At 28.3% G+C, this 17625-nt stretch carries 17 protein-coding genes; 6 read left to right on the plus strand and 11 right to left on the minus strand.

Annotation, left to right across the window (positions count from 1 at the left end):
- The 3 genes from Q0649_RS01410 to Q0649_RS01420 all read right to left on the minus strand — a co-directional run.
- Window positions 1-694 (minus strand): class I tRNA ligase family protein (locus tag Q0649_RS01410; RefSeq protein WP_298836484.1); only part of this gene is annotated, 694 nt, incomplete at its 3' end.
- A 576-nt stretch (window positions 695-1270) separates the two neighbouring features.
- Complete coding sequence (locus Q0649_RS01415; protein ID WP_298836540.1) at window positions 1271-1789, minus strand: spore maturation protein; 519 nt, start codon at window positions 1787-1789, stop codon at window positions 1271-1273.
- Between the two features lie 71 nt (window positions 1790-1860).
- Window positions 1861-2436, minus strand: a complete 576-nt coding sequence (locus tag Q0649_RS01420) for a nucleoside recognition domain-containing protein (protein ID WP_298836486.1) — start codon at window positions 2434-2436, stop codon at window positions 1861-1863.
- Between the two features lie 171 nt (window positions 2437-2607).
- On the opposite strand from Q0649_RS01420, the gene Q0649_RS01425 reads away from it, so the two are divergent.
- Together Q0649_RS01425 and Q0649_RS01430 are read left to right on the plus strand one after the other, a co-directional pair.
- Window positions 2608-3468, plus strand: coding sequence for a putative ABC transporter permease (locus tag Q0649_RS01425; protein WP_298836488.1), 861 nt, complete (start codon window positions 2608-2610; stop codon window positions 3466-3468).
- A gap of 110 nt (window positions 3469-3578) precedes the next feature.
- Entirely contained in the window at window positions 3579-3764 is a 186-nt protein-coding gene (locus Q0649_RS01430; protein ID WP_298836490.1) for a hypothetical protein, read from the plus strand.
- A 97-nt stretch (window positions 3765-3861) separates the two neighbouring features.
- Here Q0649_RS01430 and truA read toward each other — a convergent pair whose 3' ends face one another.
- Together truA and Q0649_RS01440 are read right to left on the minus strand one after the other, a co-directional pair.
- Window positions 3862-4599 carry a tRNA pseudouridine(38-40) synthase TruA gene (gene truA, locus Q0649_RS01435; RefSeq protein WP_298836493.1) on the minus strand — a complete coding sequence of 246 codons (738 nt, stop codon included), beginning with the start codon at window positions 4597-4599 and terminating at the stop codon, window positions 3862-3864.
- An 83-nt stretch (window positions 4600-4682) separates the two neighbouring features.
- On the minus strand, window positions 4683-6254 hold the full coding sequence (locus tag Q0649_RS01440) for a YiiX/YebB-like N1pC/P60 family cysteine hydrolase (RefSeq protein WP_298836495.1): 1572 nt from the start codon (window positions 6252-6254) through the stop codon (window positions 4683-4685).
- A 284-nt stretch (window positions 6255-6538) separates the two neighbouring features.
- On the opposite strand from Q0649_RS01440, the gene cls reads away from it, so the two are divergent.
- Window positions 6539-7993 (plus strand): cardiolipin synthase, encoded by a 1455-nt coding sequence (gene cls, locus Q0649_RS01445; protein WP_298836498.1) that lies wholly within the window; start codon window positions 6539-6541, stop codon window positions 7991-7993.
- Between the two features lie 71 nt (window positions 7994-8064).
- Here the strand turns inward: cls and Q0649_RS01450 are convergent, their stop codons facing one another.
- A complete protein-coding gene (locus tag Q0649_RS01450) occupies window positions 8065-9417 on the minus strand; it encodes a HAMP domain-containing sensor histidine kinase (protein WP_298836500.1) in 1353 nt (450 codons plus the stop codon).
- Window positions 9418-9542: 125 nt separating this feature from the next.
- On the opposite strand from Q0649_RS01450, the gene Q0649_RS01455 reads away from it, so the two are divergent.
- The 3 genes from Q0649_RS01455 (at window position 9543) to ispF (ending at window position 12459) form a co-directional block, all read left to right on the plus strand.
- Window positions 9543-10115, plus strand: a complete 573-nt coding sequence (locus Q0649_RS01455; protein WP_298836502.1) for a hypothetical protein — start codon at window positions 9543-9545, stop codon at window positions 10113-10115.
- 57 nt (window positions 10116-10172) lie between these two features.
- Window positions 10173-10958 (plus strand): 23S rRNA pseudouridine(2604) synthase RluF, encoded by a 786-nt coding sequence (gene rluF, locus Q0649_RS01460; protein ID WP_298836504.1) that lies wholly within the window; start codon window positions 10173-10175, stop codon window positions 10956-10958.
- A 1033-nt stretch (window positions 10959-11991) separates the two neighbouring features.
- On the plus strand, window positions 11992-12459 hold the full coding sequence (gene ispF, locus Q0649_RS01465; protein WP_298836506.1) for a 2-C-methyl-D-erythritol 2,4-cyclodiphosphate synthase: 468 nt from the start codon (window positions 11992-11994) through the stop codon (window positions 12457-12459).
- A gap of 159 nt (window positions 12460-12618) precedes the next feature.
- Here ispF and Q0649_RS01470 read toward each other — a convergent pair whose 3' ends face one another.
- The 5 genes from Q0649_RS01470 to Q0649_RS01490 all read right to left on the minus strand — a co-directional run bounded on the left by Q0649_RS01470 (window position 12619) and on the right by Q0649_RS01490 (window position 17581).
- A complete protein-coding gene (locus Q0649_RS01470) occupies window positions 12619-12825 on the minus strand; it encodes a hypothetical protein (protein ID WP_298836507.1) in 207 nt (68 codons plus the stop codon).
- Between the two features lie 164 nt (window positions 12826-12989).
- Complete coding sequence (argF, locus tag Q0649_RS01475; RefSeq protein WP_367179331.1) at window positions 12990-13988, minus strand: ornithine carbamoyltransferase; 999 nt, start codon at window positions 13986-13988, stop codon at window positions 12990-12992.
- 673 nt (window positions 13989-14661) lie between these two features.
- Window positions 14662-15768 carry an NlpC/P60 family protein gene (locus tag Q0649_RS01480; protein ID WP_298836508.1) on the minus strand — a complete coding sequence of 369 codons (1107 nt, stop codon included), beginning with the start codon at window positions 15766-15768 and terminating at the stop codon, window positions 14662-14664.
- Window positions 15769-15965: 197 nt separating this feature from the next.
- Window positions 15966-16808, minus strand: coding sequence for a 16S rRNA (cytidine(1402)-2'-O)-methyltransferase (gene rsmI / locus Q0649_RS01485; RefSeq protein WP_298836509.1), 843 nt, complete (start codon window positions 16806-16808; stop codon window positions 15966-15968).
- Between the two features lie 29 nt (window positions 16809-16837).
- Window positions 16838-17581 carry a tRNA1(Val) (adenine(37)-N6)-methyltransferase gene (locus Q0649_RS01490; protein WP_298836510.1) on the minus strand — a complete coding sequence of 248 codons (744 nt, stop codon included), beginning with the start codon at window positions 17579-17581 and terminating at the stop codon, window positions 16838-16840.
- Between the last annotated feature and the right edge of the window lie 44 nt (window positions 17582-17625).

Raw genomic sequence — 17625 nt, forward strand, 5'->3', positions numbered from 1 at the left:
ATAAAGCATCTACCCATACATATATAACATGTCCTGGATCAAATTCTACAGGTATCCCCCAGTTAAATGTTGTTCTTGAAACACATAAATCTTGAAGACCTGGTTTTAGGAAGTTATTTATCATTTCATTTTTTCTTGATTCTGGTTGTATAAAATCCGGATGAGTTTCTATATATTCTATAAGTCTATCTGCATATTTAGACATTTTGAAAAAATATGCTTCTTCCTTGGCCTTCTCGACTGGTCTTCCACAATCAGGGCATTTTCCATCTACTGCTTGTGTTTCTGTCCAGAAAGATTCGCAAGGAGTACAGTACCAGCCTTCATATGCACCTTTGTATATGTCACCTTGATCATATAACTGTTTAAATAATTTTTGTACAGCTTTTTTATGATATTCGTCCGTAGTTCTTATAAACTTATCATAGCTTATGTCCATCATTTTCCATAACTCTTGTATACCTGCTACCACTTTATCTACATACTGTTTTGGTGTAACTCCTTTTTCCTCAGCTATTCTTTGGATCTTTTGACCATGCTCATCAGTTCCCGTTAAAAACATTACATCATAGCCTGTAAGTCTTTTAAATCTAGCAATTGCATCTGCAGCTACTGTTGTATATGTGTTACCGATATGTAACTTTGCTGATGGATAATAAATTGGTGTAGTAATGTAAAAAGTTTTTTTATTCATAAATTTCTCCTACCTTTCATATTTAAATTACTAATTTTCAACTTTGGTACTGGTCATCTTCTTTGAAGCTGCTCATCTTCTTTGAAGCTGCTCATCTTCTTTGAAGCTGGCCATCCTCGCTTAAACTACAATATTAATTTCCCGGTAAATAAAAAAAATCTCTAAACAGAAAAAAACTTCTGTTTAGAGACGTATTTAACGTTTTACCACTCTAATTCATCCTTACATCACTATAACGATCTCAATGGGTGACTATCATCACCTGTCAATATAACGGTTGCTACCGTATCACCTTCATAAATAACTAAAAAAGCTTATTATCATAATAATCTTTTATAATTTTCATTTGGATAATCTGCTTAGAGACCATGTTCATAAACTACCTTGCTACTGCTTTTCACCAGTTACAGTTCTCTTTTAACATTTTAGCTTATTACTCTTCTCATCATTGCATTTATTCAATAATAATTGTATTGCAAATGGATCACTATGTCAATAATTTTATCCTAAAGATATAAAATTATACTGTAGCAAACAAATATTTTCTGAAATGTCGTTAACTCATCGTCTTGATATTTAAAAGAAAAACTTGGCTAAGTTAACTGCTAATATAACTGCTGTTATATCTGCTAGTATCGCTGCGAGTAAAGTATGTCTAATTTTTTTTATATTTACGACTCCAAAATATACTGTTAGTGTATAAAAAATAGTTTCCGTTGATCCCATTATTATAGATGACACACGACCTATGTAACTATCTGCTCCATATTGCTTTATAATTTCAGTAAACACTCCCAGGGCACCACTTCCTGAAAGAGGTTTTATTAAAACTAATGGAACAACTTCCGGTGGTAATCCAATAAACTTAACAACTGGTGTTACTAAATAAATAAAAAAATCTAAAGCTCCTGAAGCCCTAAAAACATTAACAGCTATAATCATAGCCAAAAGATAAGGAAAAATTTTTAGACAAATTGTTATTCCATCCTTTGCACCTTCTACAAAACACTCATAAACCTTCACTCCTTTAATAACTCCATAAGTTACTACCAATACAATAATAATTGGAATTATTCCTTTCAACAAATATGACATTAAATTTCCTATAATCACCATATCTTACTCACTCTCCATTTAGATTCAAATACCTATAAAAGGATATTTTTTCAAAAATATTTTTGTAATATTTTACAATAAACTACCCCTAAGACTGAAGCAATACCCGTTGTTATTATTGCAGGTATTATGATAATTGCTGGATTTTGTGAATTATATGCTGCTCTTATAGATATTACTGTAGTAGGTAAAAACTGAATACATGCTGCATTTAAAACTAAGAATAATGCCATATCATTACTGGCTGTATCTTTTTCGACATTCATTTTTTGCATCTCTTCCATAGCTTTTATACCAAATGGCGTGGCTGCATTAGAAAGACCCATCATATTTGCTGTTAAATTCATGGTAATACTAGACATAACCTTATTATTTTTAGATGTCTCCTTAAAAATCATTTTTAAAATCGGTCTAAGTACCTTTGCTAATTTATCAGTTAGTCCACTTTTTTGCGCAATTCTCATTATTCCACACCAAAGACACATCATCCCAACAAGTCCAATCACTAGTTCTACAGAACTGGTTGTAGATGAAACAAGCGCCTTTGACACAATTTCTCCTTTTCCAGTAAGTATACCAATAACTATTCCTAATGATAAAATTAAAAACCATATGATATTTATCATTTATTTTCCTCCTAGATATTAAATTTACTTATCATTTTATTAATATATATGTATCTAATTCTATAAAATTGCACATATTAATATTTTATTCACTTCATACACTATAAAAAAATCATATTTTATGTTATCATTTTCTTGTTTAATGTACAAAGTTCAAAAGGGAGTTAATTTATGATTGATATATCCTTACTAAATTTAAATATATTTTCACTATTCTGTTATTTTATTATTTATTCCTTCATGGGCTGGTGTCTTGAAACAATATATGCTACAATTCAAAAAAAAGAATTTGTTAATAGAGGCTTTCTAAATGGCCCCTTTTGTCCTATTTATGGTTTTGCTATCTTATCTATAATTGTTTTGCTAAAACCTATTGAAAATAATTATATTTTTCTTTTTCTAGGTTCAATATTTTTAACTTCAACTATTGAATATATAACGGGTTATGTTTTAGAAACTGCTTTTGATAGCACTTGGTGGGATTATAGTGAGAAGCCCCACAATCTTCATGGAAGAATATGCTTAAACTTCTCTATACTATGGGGAATAGTATCAGTCTTAATACTAAAGGTAATTCATCCCTATATTGAATACGTTGTAGCTTTGATACCTAAAAATCCAGGTATACTTCTTTTTTATATCACGTTGCTATATTTCATTCTAGATTTTATACTTACTATAATTACTATACTCAAACTAAAATCTCTTTTAACCCAATTAATTACTGCATATTCAGAATTAACTGACAAGTTTTCAGATTTTAAATCAAATTTAGGCAATACTAAAAATATACCTGAGTTAAGGCTTAAATTGGATCAGTTAATAGAACTTGCTGAAACTAAAATGAGTGAGAAAAAGTCCAACATTGAAAATGCTGTAAAAGAAGTTAAAATAAAATATGATTTCTTGTTCATAAAAAAATATCCTGAATATTCACGGCTTATAAAAGCCTTTCCAGACCTTAAATTCAAGGGTCTTGATACTATTTTGAAAAATGTTAAGCACATAATTCATAAGGATAAAAAAAGTTAATTTTAGTATCGCTCAAAAGGTAAAATTTATTTGTAGCTTGAAAATAACAATTACTAATGTTAGAATTTAATGTATATATTAAAATAACATAAGTTAAAGGAGACCTAAGAATGAAAGAAAACAATCTTAAACTTGCGCAAAAAGGTATTGATGATGCACTCGATACAATAGAGTCACTAGAAAAAAGTATAAAAGAAACTCCTATTTCAAAAAATATATTAAAAGAAAGTTTTTATACACTTTCTAAGAAAGTTGATGAAATTGAAAACATTTTAAAAAATGAAGGTATCCTATAGTTAATTTTGTATTTATAATAAAAAAACCAAAACAGACACATAAATTAATCTTTATGTGTCTGTTTTGGTTTATAAATATATTAAATTAAATCGCTTCTTAATAATCAACCTCTTCTAAAAACAACCCTTTAGCTGGTGCAATATGTCCTGCATATTTTCTTTCTTTTCTATCTAGTATATCACTAATTTCATTTGCATCTCGTTCACCAAGTCCTACTTCAACAAGTGTTCCAACTATTATTCTTACCATATTCTTCATAAATCCATTTCCTTGAACACTAATTTGTATATTTCCGTCTTCATTTACAATATTTATTGTATAAATAGTTCTTATTGTAGATTTTTTCTTAGTTTTAAGTGTTGTAAAACTTTGAAAATCATGTTCACCTATTAAGATATCTGCTGCTTTCATCATCTTATCGATATTTAATGGTAATGGTATATGATAATCATATTTTCTAGTAAATACATCATGTACTTTATTATTACAGATATTGTACACATACTTTTTAACCTTAGCATTATACCTTGCATGAAAATTAAGATCTACTTCCTCTACGCTTTTTACTACGATATCTTCTGGTAAATACTCATAACAATAACTACGCATTTTATGTGTTGGCATTGTAGATTCCGTTCTAAAATTTGCAACTTGATTCGATGCATGCACTCCCGCATCAGTTCTTCCAGAAGCAGTTATCTCAATATTTTCTTCTGCCATCTTACTTAAAACTGCTTCTATTTTGTGCTGAATTGTATTATCACTGTCTCCAAGTCTTTGCCATCCTTTATACCTAGTACCATCATATTCAATTACAATTTTTATATTTCTCATATTTATTATTTATCCTACTTTCTATTTTAGAATTTAATCTAATATTTTTAATTAACTACTTATATTATATACATATATCTTTATTAATAAAACATACCATCCAATATAATTTTAAGTTTTGATAATACTGAATTTAATTTTACTACAGGATAATTTATTTCTTTATCTAAAAAAAATCTACGTTTTACCATCTTCCACCTAGATAGCTTCCAAGTATTTTTTAAATCAGTTGCATTTCTCCTTATAGCCTTTCCTTCTCTTGCATTCCCATCATAAAACACTACAAATTCCAATTCTGCATTTTCAGTATTAAATTCAACATCAAATTTTTTAATGATGCTATTAGGAGAAAGTAACAATCTACCAACTTTAGGCTGAAGATCAAATGTAATTCCTTTTTTATTACTTGAACCTAAATAGGATTTATAAATTAGTTCACTACAAAATATGGCATTATCTGTCATAATGTCAAAATTATAATCATATGCCTTTCCTAAAGATTCAAACGCCGTAAATAATGCCTTTAGTTTATCTTCTTTTGATAGTTTAGGTCTTAGAGCAGAGAAGTAATCTACTTTTGCTATAGCATCTAGAGGACTTATTACAACGCCTGGAGCAATTACTTCTATAATATATTCTCCATTATTTCCATCTTCACTCCATAAACTATCATACACTTTAGGATAAATTACCTTTACATACTCTGACACACATAGACAATCTCCTAATAACATATCACCAAAATACTTGTCCAATTTTTCCAAACACCCTATATAAATACCAGTATGAGTCCAAAATCCTGGAAGTCCTATGTTAGTCAGCTGGTAATTATTTCTTTTTAAAAGAACGTCTCCTGGTACTAGCTCCTCTTTAAAAATATTGATATCTTTATCGCTAATGTATTTTTCTTTTCTACTAGAATAATCAATTCCAGTTATACTTATAGCAACCCATTTTTGAAATGGGAACCAAAAATCAAAAACATTTTTTCCAAAAAAATTGATCATATTGTTTTTAACAATATTTCTATGGTTTCTTACAAGTTTAATTACATTTAAATAATTATAGCTTGCGTAATCCAATAATTGTATTTCACTCTCATCTTTTTCAAATTTATAGACCTTATAGTAATTGTCCTTAAAATCAAAATAATGTTTATTCCTATACAAAGATATCATATATGATATTTCCGTAATTTCTTGTGTAATATAGTAATATTGTTTTTTATTAATGTTGTGTTCAACCCTTGGTTCATTTAGCATTGACTCCAAATACTTATTTTTGTCTATGACACCTGCGAGCAAAACAGAATTTTTACGTATTGCTATGGTTGATGCATAAATTAATAATACATTTTTATACTTATTATCAGAATCTAAAACATTCTTTAATAGAAGTTTATTTTTGTATTTTTCTCTAATATAATTTAATTCATTATAACATTTTACATAACTAATCCATTTGTCTAATATACTTTGTTTATCACATAATGACATATTTTGAATATTTGAAATAAATAGGCTTTCATTGCTTTGAATCTCATTCATCACATGTTCTAATTCTTTTATAAGCTCTAAGGATTTTTTTATTTCCTCATTAACTGTCTCATGAACTAAGCACATATCATTATCCTCGATTCTATTGTCATTTTTCAAGTAGCATTTTATTTTAAAACTCCATACTCTAATAAAAAAATGATATATGTTATTAATCTAGCTAGAAATTCAATTAAGCACATACTTCGCCTTTAAATTGAGTTTGTCAATTAAATATTATTATACCATAGAACTCACAATTCCTTTAATATATAAATCATATATTTGAAATATTTCTATTTTTTTTACCTATTTCGAATTTTAAATGTTTTATTTTGTTACTTTATCTGTATACTATGACTGTATAACAAATTGTAATATAAAACGATTTTCTGGAGGCTCATATGTTTGCAAGTGAACTAATATTACGTTTTTTAAATTTATTATTTATTATTAATATTCTTTTTGCATTTGCAGTTGTATTCCTTGAGCGAAAAAATCCTGCAAGTACTTGGACTTGGCTTATGGTTTTACTGTTTTTACCTAGCATAGGATTTATTCTATACTTGTTTCTTGGTCAAAATTTAAAAAGAAAGAAACTATTTTCTCTAAAAAAAGAAGAAAAGGAAAATCTTACTTTAATTATTAATAAACAAAAAGATTTTTTAAGTAACGCCGCCCTAATTAAAACTAATCCTTTTTTAAGTAAATATTCTGATGTAATGAAACTCAATCTGTGTAGCGATAATTCCTTCTACACTAATAATAATAATGTTACTATATTTACTGATGGTAAATCAAAATTTGATCAGCTTAAAAAAAATCTTGAAGATGCAAAAATATTTATTCATATGGAATATTATATATTCCAAAATGATAATTTAGGAGGAACGATTCTAGAAATTCTATGTAGAAAAGCCAAAGAAGGAGTAGAAGTAAAATTACTCTATGATGGTATGGGATGCCTTAAGGTACACAAGAAATTTTTCGCTCCATTAATCAAATCTGGTGGGAAAGTTTCCTGTTTTTTCCCACCTTTTCTTCCATATATAAACCTTCGTGTAAATTTTAGAAACCATCGTAAAATATGTACTATTGATGGTAAGTATGGCTATATAGGTGGTTTTAATATCGGAGATGAATATTTAGGTCTTTCTAAAAAATTTGGCTTTTGGCGAGATACGCATTTATTCATACAAGGCGATGCACTTGATGCGCTACAATTACACTTCCTAATGGATTGGAGATTTGCTTCAAAAGAAAATTCTGTTTTTGATGATAAATATTTTCCTCATAGACCTCACCTTGGTAAAACAGGTCTTCAGATAGTTTCAAGTGGACCTGATTCCACTTGGAATTCTATTAAAAATGGGTATTTAAAAATGATAAGTAAAGCTGAAAAAAATATTTATATTGAAACTCCTTACTTTATTCCTGATGACAGTATACTTGAAGCTTTAAGAATAGCATCATTGTCTGGCGTAGATGTTCGTATAATTATACCGAGTAAACCAGATCACCCATTTGTATATTGGGCTTCTACATCTTACATGGGTGAGCTTCTAGATTCCGGTGTTAAATGTTATACCTATACTAAAGGCTTTCTTCATAGCAAATTTCTTTCTATTGATCACTCTATAAGCTCTGTAGGCACCGCAAATCTAGATATTAGAAGCTTCACTTTAAACTTCGAAATTAATGCTTTTATTTATGATAGAGAGATAACTTCTGACTTAGATGATTTTTTTATTGATGATTTGAAATCTTGTGATGAACTAACTCTAGAAAAATATAATAATAGAAGTTTTATTGTTAAATTTAAGGAATCTATCTCTCGATTACTTTCTCCTATACTATAATAAATAAGGCCCCACAAACTTTAAAAGTTATGGGGTCTCATTTATATATACTAATTGTATTTTATATAATATTAATTAGTTTTTATTATAGGTATACTAAATGAAAAATCCGTTCCTTTTCCTATTTCACTTTCAACCCATATTTTTCCACCATGTTCTTCAATAATATACTTGCATATTGATAAACCAAGCCCTGTACCTTTAGGTTTATCTGTGAGTGTATCTCCTACTTGGCTAAATTTTTCAAAAATATATTTTTTGTCTTCCTCTCTAATACCTACCCCGGTGTCGCTAATGCTTACTATTATATTCTCTGCAACTACTCTTGCGCTACATACTATACATCCTTTTTCCGTAAATTTTATAGCATTAGAAATAAGATTTATTATCACTTGCATTAATTTGTCTTTATCTGCCATAATTTTAGGAAGTTTTTCACTTATACTTTGAATAACCTGAAGAGATTTATCTCTAATAATGGGATTTGTTAATGTTATTACTTGTGTTATAATTTCTTCTATGTCAATTTTCCTCATATTTAATAGAACTTTTCCTGCTTCCATTCTTGATATATCTAACAAATCATTTATAAGACTAGATAATCTATCCCCTTCTGATAATATTATATTTACATTTCTCTTTATTTTAACTACTGCACTTTGGTTTTTTTCAATCGAAAGATCTAATCCAGGTACTATCGTCCCTTCAAATTTTCGCTTAACCATTTCTGTAAAACCAATTATCGATGTCAATGGAGTTCGAAGTTCATGAGAAACTGTAGATAAAAACTCTGTTTTCGTCTTGTCTATATCTTTTAGCTTTTTGAAAAGCTTAGCATTTTCTATTGCTAAAGCTACTTGGCTAACTATTAAATAAGCATTCCTTATATAAATTTCATTGTACGCCGCCTTCTTATAATTAACCATTATTACAACTCCATATATTTCATATTTATAAATTATCGGAATCATTAGTAGGCTTCTCATGTGATATAATAATAGTTGTACTTTAGTACTATATTTTTTATAATCTACTTTATTTAAATCATGAATATAATACATTGTTCCGGATTTTGTAACTTTATTAATTAGGTTAATAAAGCTCTCATCCTGAATGTAACTATTTGTGTTTAATTCAACTCCATCACGATGACAAGCCATAATTTTAAAGCCAGTATTATCTTTATATATACTTATAGCATCATCATAAGAAGAATTTTTATATAAATTTTTTAATAATTGATTTAATATATCTTTAATATTTGTTGTAGATTTAAATATATCAATATTTGAAGTAATTCTCTTATCAAATTCCTTAGATTTTTTTAACATTAATATTTTTGTTACTATAGTAGTAACAATAACATTTATTATTATTATTAATACTATATATAGGTAAAATTTATTTGTTAATATTTTTATCATGTTATACCTCTATTTATCATTTATTTAATATACAACTATTATGAAAATACCAATTTCTCCTCCTTATGTCAAGTATAAATGATCATTTATTCAGGTACTTATTATCATATGAAAGAGGTGCATCTATGCAAAAATCGGGTAAAATCATTAACATTGAAAAAAATAAGGTGTATATCGTTACTACAAATAATGAATTTGCAACCCTCAAAAAAAATGCAATTGAGCCTATACTAGGTGAAATATATATAGGTGAAGAAGTTAAACCCATTGCCCTTTGGAAATATGTCTTATCCCTTACTTTTGCTCTATTAATTTTGTTTTTAATAAAGCAATCATATATGAATAATAAATATAATTACTCCGTTATCGTAGATATGAATTGTTCTCTAAAAATGGATTTGAACGGTTCAGATAAAGTTACAAATGTTTCCGGCATTAGCTCTGGTGGATATACAATAATAAATCTTCTAAATCTTAAAGATAAATCTCTTAACCAGTCCTTACATTTAATTTTGGATGAATCTATTAAGCAAAAATACTTAACTAAAGCCCACGCTGATGACGGTTATAAAATTTCAATATTTATTTCTGGTAACAAAAACAAAAATCCAATAAACTTAACTGAATTCGAAAAATATGCAGGAACTCATAATTTTAAGGTTCTAATAAATGATAATGGTCAAGCTATAATTAATTAAAGGATTATAAGGATAATTATCTTAAATTTACTTTATAACTTCTAAGGATGGTGCAAAATGAAAATCATACATAATAAAAATGATACAAATATTATTAAACACTATGAAACTGATGATTCAAAGACTAGGTTAAATAAGTTTATAAGTGAAACAGGGTTTTGTTCTAGGCGTGAAGCAGATAAACTTATCGACAGAGGCAAAGTCACTGTAAATGGTGCAATACCCGAAATGGGAACTAAGGTCTCTAATGATGATGACATTAAAATAAATGGTAATGAACTGAAAAACAAAGAAGATCACATTTATTTAGCATTCAATAAACCTATTGGAATAACCTGTACCACGGAGCATAAAATTAATGGAAACATTATAGATTTTATAAATTATCCAAAGAGAATTTTCCCAATCGGTCGTCTCGATAAAGCGTCTCAAGGTCTTATATTTTTAACTAACGATGGTGACATTGTAAATAAAATTTTACGTTCAGGCAATAGTCATGAAAAGGAGTATATTGTAACTGTAGATAAACCAATATCTCCTGATTTCATAAAGAATATGGCAAATGGTATACCTGTACTTGACACTATTACTAAAAAATGTTTAGTAAGGAAACAAAGTAAGTATGTTTTCAAAATAATTTTAACCCAGGGGCTTAACCGCCAAATACGAAGAATGTGTGAGTATTTGGGGTACTGCGTTATGAGACTTGAGAGGCTTAGAATTATGAATGTTTCTATAGATAATTTACCTACTGGAAGATGGAGATATCTATCTAAAAGTGAACTAATGGGTATTAACAATCTAATTTCAGACTCAGTAAAAACTGAAAATGCCTCTAAATAAAATTTTACATATGTTCTTATATTAAATTACTATATCTAATATCAAAAAATCCTTGAAAAACACACAAATCTGTGTGTTTTTTTGCTTCATTTGAAAGTTATCAACATTATGCACACAGAATTTGTGGATAACTTGTTAATCTTAGCTAATAATAATTATTATATTTAAGTTCTAAATTCATTCAAAATTATGCTTTTAACATATAAATAAATACTTATTTATTATGCTTAACTTCATGTAAACCCACTTAACTTTATCTCAGAGTGCTACCACTTGCCTTCTAGCACTCTATTGATCGTAATCGCATAATATGCTACTATGTAATCATTTTCATTTTCCAAGCATATATCGCTTATTCACTATCTTTAATGCTTTTTATATTGACATTATATACATTGTATTTTAGTTATAGCCACGTTTTAACATATAACCACTCAATACATTTTATCTTATTTTTTATATATTATACCAATTTTAATGTAAATACTTTTAATTATAATATTGTATTTATATTACATTTTTTCCTTCTACTTTTTCTAAATTGTTTTGAATTTCTATTTTTTTTGGTTAGACTCACAGATTGTACACATTATGTTTTACTAATCCACAACCCAATTATTTTTATGTAATTATATGTTAATTTTTATAGGTTATTTAATAGTTATGCACATTATCCACAGTATTTTTGTGCATAACTTGTGGAGTTGATGTTGATGATTAGTTATTTGTCGTTATTATGTATATCTTTGGATATAACATGTAAATTTATGTGTATTAAATATGTTTTTTTTAATTTTAATTATTAAGTTATGCACATTATCCACAGTTTTGTTGATAACATGTTAATAACTTTTTTTATGATATAGCCCATATATACTATATTTAACCTATTAAAAATTGATATATTCTTTAATAAAATTTCTTGATTACCACCTCATGAAATGGTATATTAGGCACATAACTATATATTCAATTCAAATGTATGACACGTGTTGAAAATTTTTATAAATTAAATTGAAAAGAGGTAATTCGCTTGAGAATAGGAATGGGTTATGATGTTCATAGATTGGTTACTGGTAGACAATTAATACTCGGTGGAGTGACAATACCACATGAGACTGGTTTACTTGGTCATTCAGATGCAGACGTTCTAGTTCATGCAATTATGGATGCTCTCTTAGGTGCTGCTGCACTTGGTGACATTGGAAAACATTTTCCTGACACTGATAATAAATATAAAGCTATATCAAGTATTTCTTTGCTTAAATATGTATGTACATTAATAAAAGATAAAAATTATATAATTGAAAATATTGATGCTACGATAATAGCACAACAACCTAAAATGGCACCACATATACCCAATATGAGAAAGAATATTGCAACTGCACTTGATCTACCTATAGATAAAATTAATATTAAAGCTACTACGGAGGAAGGCCTTGGTTTCACAGGTCAATGCGCAGGAATTTCATCTAATGCTATATGTCTTTTGAAATAGGTTCTTACATTTTTTTAAATAAAAATAAGGACAATTCTTTTATTAGAACTGTCCTTATTTTTATTATTTCCATTAATATATATATATGTGTTAATCCTCTTCCATAAATTTTCTACTTTCATTATGCAATGCCATTAGATCTATGTTATAAAAATAGAATTAAACAAATAACTTTCTCATACAATAATACTTGTCATCTCTTTTTTCTAATTCAAACTCATTTATAGATGTAACTCTATCATGTTGTTCTACATGGAGTACATAACCTTCTTGATTCTTTTTTTCAAAAAAAACCTTTGAAGAATTCATAACCTCTACTTTTTCCCCACATAGGTCATAAATAAATTTTGGTATATTATTTAGCATAAACATTTACCCCCTTAATATTTATCAACTATAGATAAATATTATAATATACTGCTGTTTATGCTAAATTTCTTTATTTATTTTTGAGATTTATTCTATATAACACCTAGTATAAAATATATTAATCATTACAACATATTACTATGCCTTATTACACTAATATATTAATCTCCGAGTGTTGCCACCATAATCGCTTTTATGGTATGCATTCTGTTTTCTGCCTCATCAAATACTATTGAAGCTGGACTTTCAAATACTTCATCAGTAACTTCTACACCATTTATTCCAAATTTTTCATATATATCTCTACCAACTTTAGTTTTTAAATTATGAAATGCTGGCAAGCAATGCATAAACTTAGTATTCTTATTCCCAGTTAAATTCATCATTTCTTTATTAACTTGATATGGTTTTAACAGATTAATTCTTTGAGCCCAAACCTCATCCGACTCTCCCATTGACACCCAAACGTCAGTATATATAACATCTGCATCTTTTACTCCTTTTGCTACATCATTAGTAATTGTAATGCTTGCTCCAGTCTCCTTTGCTACTTCTCTACATTTACTTACTAATGCATCTTCAGGGAATAATGAATTTGGTGCAATTATTCTAAAGTCCATTCCCATTTTAGAAGCGCCTATCATAAGAGCATTTGCCATATTATTTCTTCCATCTCCTGCATAAACAAACTTAATTTCATTTAATGGCTTCGAAAAATGTTCTTGAATTGTTAAAAAATCAGCAAGAATCTGAGTAGGGTGATCCTCTGTAGTTAAACCATTCCACACTGGCACTCCTGCATATTTTGCTAGTTCCTCAACTACATCTTGACCATACCCTCTATATTCGATACCATCATACATCCTACCTAGAACCCTTGCAGTATCTGCAATCGACTCCTTTTTACCCATTTGACTCCCTGTCGGCCCAAGATATGTAACATGTGCTCCTTGATCAAGCGCTCCAACTTCAAATGAACATCTCGTTCTAGTTGAATCTTTCTCAAATAGCAATACTATATTTTTACCTTTTAATGTTTGCCTTTCTGTTCCTGCATATTTAGCCCTCTTTAAATCTCTAGCTAATTCAAGAAAATAATAAATCTCTTTTGGTGAAAAATCCATTAATGTTAAAAAATTTCTGTTCCTCAAGTTAAACATAATAATTCCCCTTTCTTATCTTTGACACTAACTTTTACCAATCACATATAAAGTATTTTTAAGTTACCCATAAAAGTTATTTATTATTATAATGTACCACTCTCCCCAAAATTTCAATATATTTATATATAAATGCTAAATGTTTCCTAAATAAAAGCATAGATATACTTTTAACTTTAAGCAAAAACCATTATATCTTATTTTATTACAAGATTCTCATTGTGTAATATGATATTTTTTAAAGATAATATTGCAAATAGTTATATTTTTAATTTTCAGGATAAGTTATCCACAGTTTTTAACATTTAATCAACAGAAGCTGTGGATAATTTTATTTATATGTGAAAGCTTTATTTGAGCGCTTATACATATTAAATTTAATTCCGACATATTCTTATCCACATTGTCTATTAATATCTGTTTATAATATGTTAGTTTTTAAGTGGAATAAATCGTGTCATTTCATATTTTTTTATTCAATATTTATCTTTTTCTGCTATTTACTTTCTATACTGTTTACATAAATTTTTAACCAAATTTAATTTAATATACTAAGATTATTAGTTTTCTTCAAATATTTTATTTAGTATACTATGATTCCTTATTTTAAGCTTTCTTAAATTTTATTGCTAATAAAAAACAGGCTATTTAAATAGCCTGTTTTAATTCAACCTTACCTAACTCTTCTCGCAGTAAGGTAATCACCTCTTGTAAGTGCTGATATTTTAATTACATCACCAGTACGAGGTGCTTGAATATACGAATTATTACCTACATACATTCCTACATGATGTGGATTTGATTGTGTACCAAAGAAAATTAAATCTCCTGGTTGTAAATTTTCTCTAGCTACATAGGTGCCTTCATTTATCTGTGTAAATGTAGTTCTACTAAGTGAAACACCAAAATGTGCATATACATATTGCATAAATCCAGAGCAATCAAAAAACTTAGGACCACTAGCGCCCCAAACATATGGAGTTCCTAAAAAATTACTTGCATATGCAACTACTGCATTTGAACTAAATGACGATGCTGATCCACCTCTAGATGCAGTATATTTAGGAGTATTATCCTTTATTTGTTGTATTTGTTTCATAGTAGCTGCTACTGTAGCTTGTCCATCAGTAACCTTACCAGAATACAATTTTTCTTGCTTTGTGGCTTCTGAAATAAATACGCTTTGTTCTTTCTTAGTATCTTTAAGCTTTGCGAGTTTAGCTTCATTATCAGCTTTTAACGTTAATAACTTTGTTTTCTCAGTTTCAAGTGATACTTTTTGTTTTTCAACCTCACTCTTTTTAGCTGTTAGCTCTGCTATAATACTGTTATCATACTCAACAATTTTTTTAACAGTTTCAGCTCTTGAAATAAAATCTTCTATTCCCTTGGAATCTAATAAAACCTCCACATAGCTATCAACACCATTCATATACATGCTTCGCATTCTAGCATTAAATAAGTTTTCTTCTTTTTTAATATTATCCTGTGCAACCTTAATATCCTTTGTTGTCTTTTCTATTTGCTTCTGTGTTTCTGTTACTTTAACCTTTGTTTTATCAACTTGTGCATACATCTTTTCTATGTCAGAATCTAATTTTTCAATAGATATTTCTATGCTTTCAATATTACTTTGAGCTTTCTTGTATGCGTTTTTTTGACTTTCTAACTGACTTTTTTGATTACTAAGTTTATCTGATAATGGATTTGCCATTACCTGAATACTTATTGTAGCCGCAAGGCCAATTGTTACTATCAATGATATTATTCTTTTGCGCAACTTAATCCCTCCATATGTAAATTCTGTATGTTTACTCATTTCTAACTCATTACTTTTAAAGCAATGACTATAGTATACCATTATTTTGTTAAAAACCTCAATGGAAACATAGATTGTTTTGTAAATTTTATTTTAATTTTCTATTATGTGTTTATTTTTCAACTTTTATCTGCATGTTTCTACATTCTTTAGTTTAATCATAACTTTAGTGAATGTTTATAAATTTCAGATTTAGGCATATTCCTATCCTTTGCAACCACCTTCATTGCATCTTTTTTATTTATTCCTTCATCCATATATTTTTGTATATGCTCTTCTATAGTTAGTGAATCCCATTTAGCTCTTTCCTCTTTATCTATAGCTTCCTTACTCTTACCTTCAATTACTAATACATATTCTCCTCTTGGAACATTCTGCTTGTAATATTCTATTGCTTCTTCTAATGTTAGCCGTATTATCTCTTCATACAGTTTTGTAAGCTCTCTACACATTGATATCTTTCTGTTCCCAATATTCTCATACAGGAATTCTAAAGTACTTAAAAGTCTGTGAGGAGCTTCATAGAAAATTAATGTTTCACTTCTATTTATTAAATCATCAATAATAGGCTTTCTTTCTTTGTTTTCCCTAGGTAAAAAACCTCTAAAAATGAATTTTGTAGTATCCATACCAGAATATACAAGTGCAGTAGTAATCGCAGTAGCTCCAGGTAATACCACAAATTCTATGTTTTGCTCTATACACTTTGAAACTATAACACTTCCAGGATCAGATATTCCAGGTGTACCTGCATCACTAATAATAGCTATATTTTTTCCTTCCTTTACTTGCCTAATTATATCCTCACTTTTTCCTAACTCATTAAACTTATGATAACTTATAAGAATTTTTTTTATATTAAAATGATTTAAAAGTTTTAAACTTTGCCTTGTATCTTCTGCTGCTATTATATCAACACTTTGAAGCACTTCTAGTGCTCTAAGTGTAATATCCTTTAAATTCCCTATAGGAGTTGGTACTAAATATAATTTTCCTGCCATTCTAATCACCCTTTTCTTTAGTATTTAAATTAAATCATATCTGAATTATACATATCTTTAATTTCCTGAGTATAACCGCCATCTAATGTGTGAACATACAGAGGAGTATCCCATTTTAAAAATGCCCCACCATCTCTCTGACCTTCGATAAGTACAATATTAGGCGCTTTATTGACGCTTGGGTGCACCATTCTTATACGTTTGGGCTCAATCCTATGCTTTCTCATAGTGCACAATATATCAGCTAATCTATCCGGTCTATGGACCATATATATTCGGCCGTTATTTTTCAAAAGAATTCTACATGCAATAATTACATCTTCTAACGTGCAACAAATTTCATGTCTAGCTATAGCTTCTTTATCGTTTATACTTACTAATCCAGAATTTTGAAGTTTATACGGTGGATTAACAGTAACAATATCTACCTTATCAATCCTTTTAATAAGTTCTATATCTTTTAAGTCTCCATTTATAAATCTGATTTTCTCCTCTAAATTATTATATTTTATAGACCTATTTGCCATATCAACAAACTCTTCTTGAATTTCTACGCCAGTTATATTACTTGCAGCTGTTTTACCTGCTAATATAAAAGGTATTATTCCCGTACCAGTGCATAAATCAACAACTTTAGCATTTTTTCTTACTTTTACGAAATTGGCTAGTAGTACAGCATCCACTCCAAATCTAAAAGCGTGTTTTTTTTGAATAACGTGGATACCTTTTAGTTGAAGATCATCTAAAGTTTCATCTGTTCTTAAAAACTCCATTATGTATCTCCTTTCTATAAAATTTGCATTTATTATGTAAATCA

Origin of the sequence: uncultured Clostridium sp., assembly GCF_937920395.1 — a bacterium.
In the GTDB taxonomy this organism is placed as follows: Bacteria; Bacillota; Clostridia; order Clostridiales; family Clostridiaceae; genus Clostridium_AD.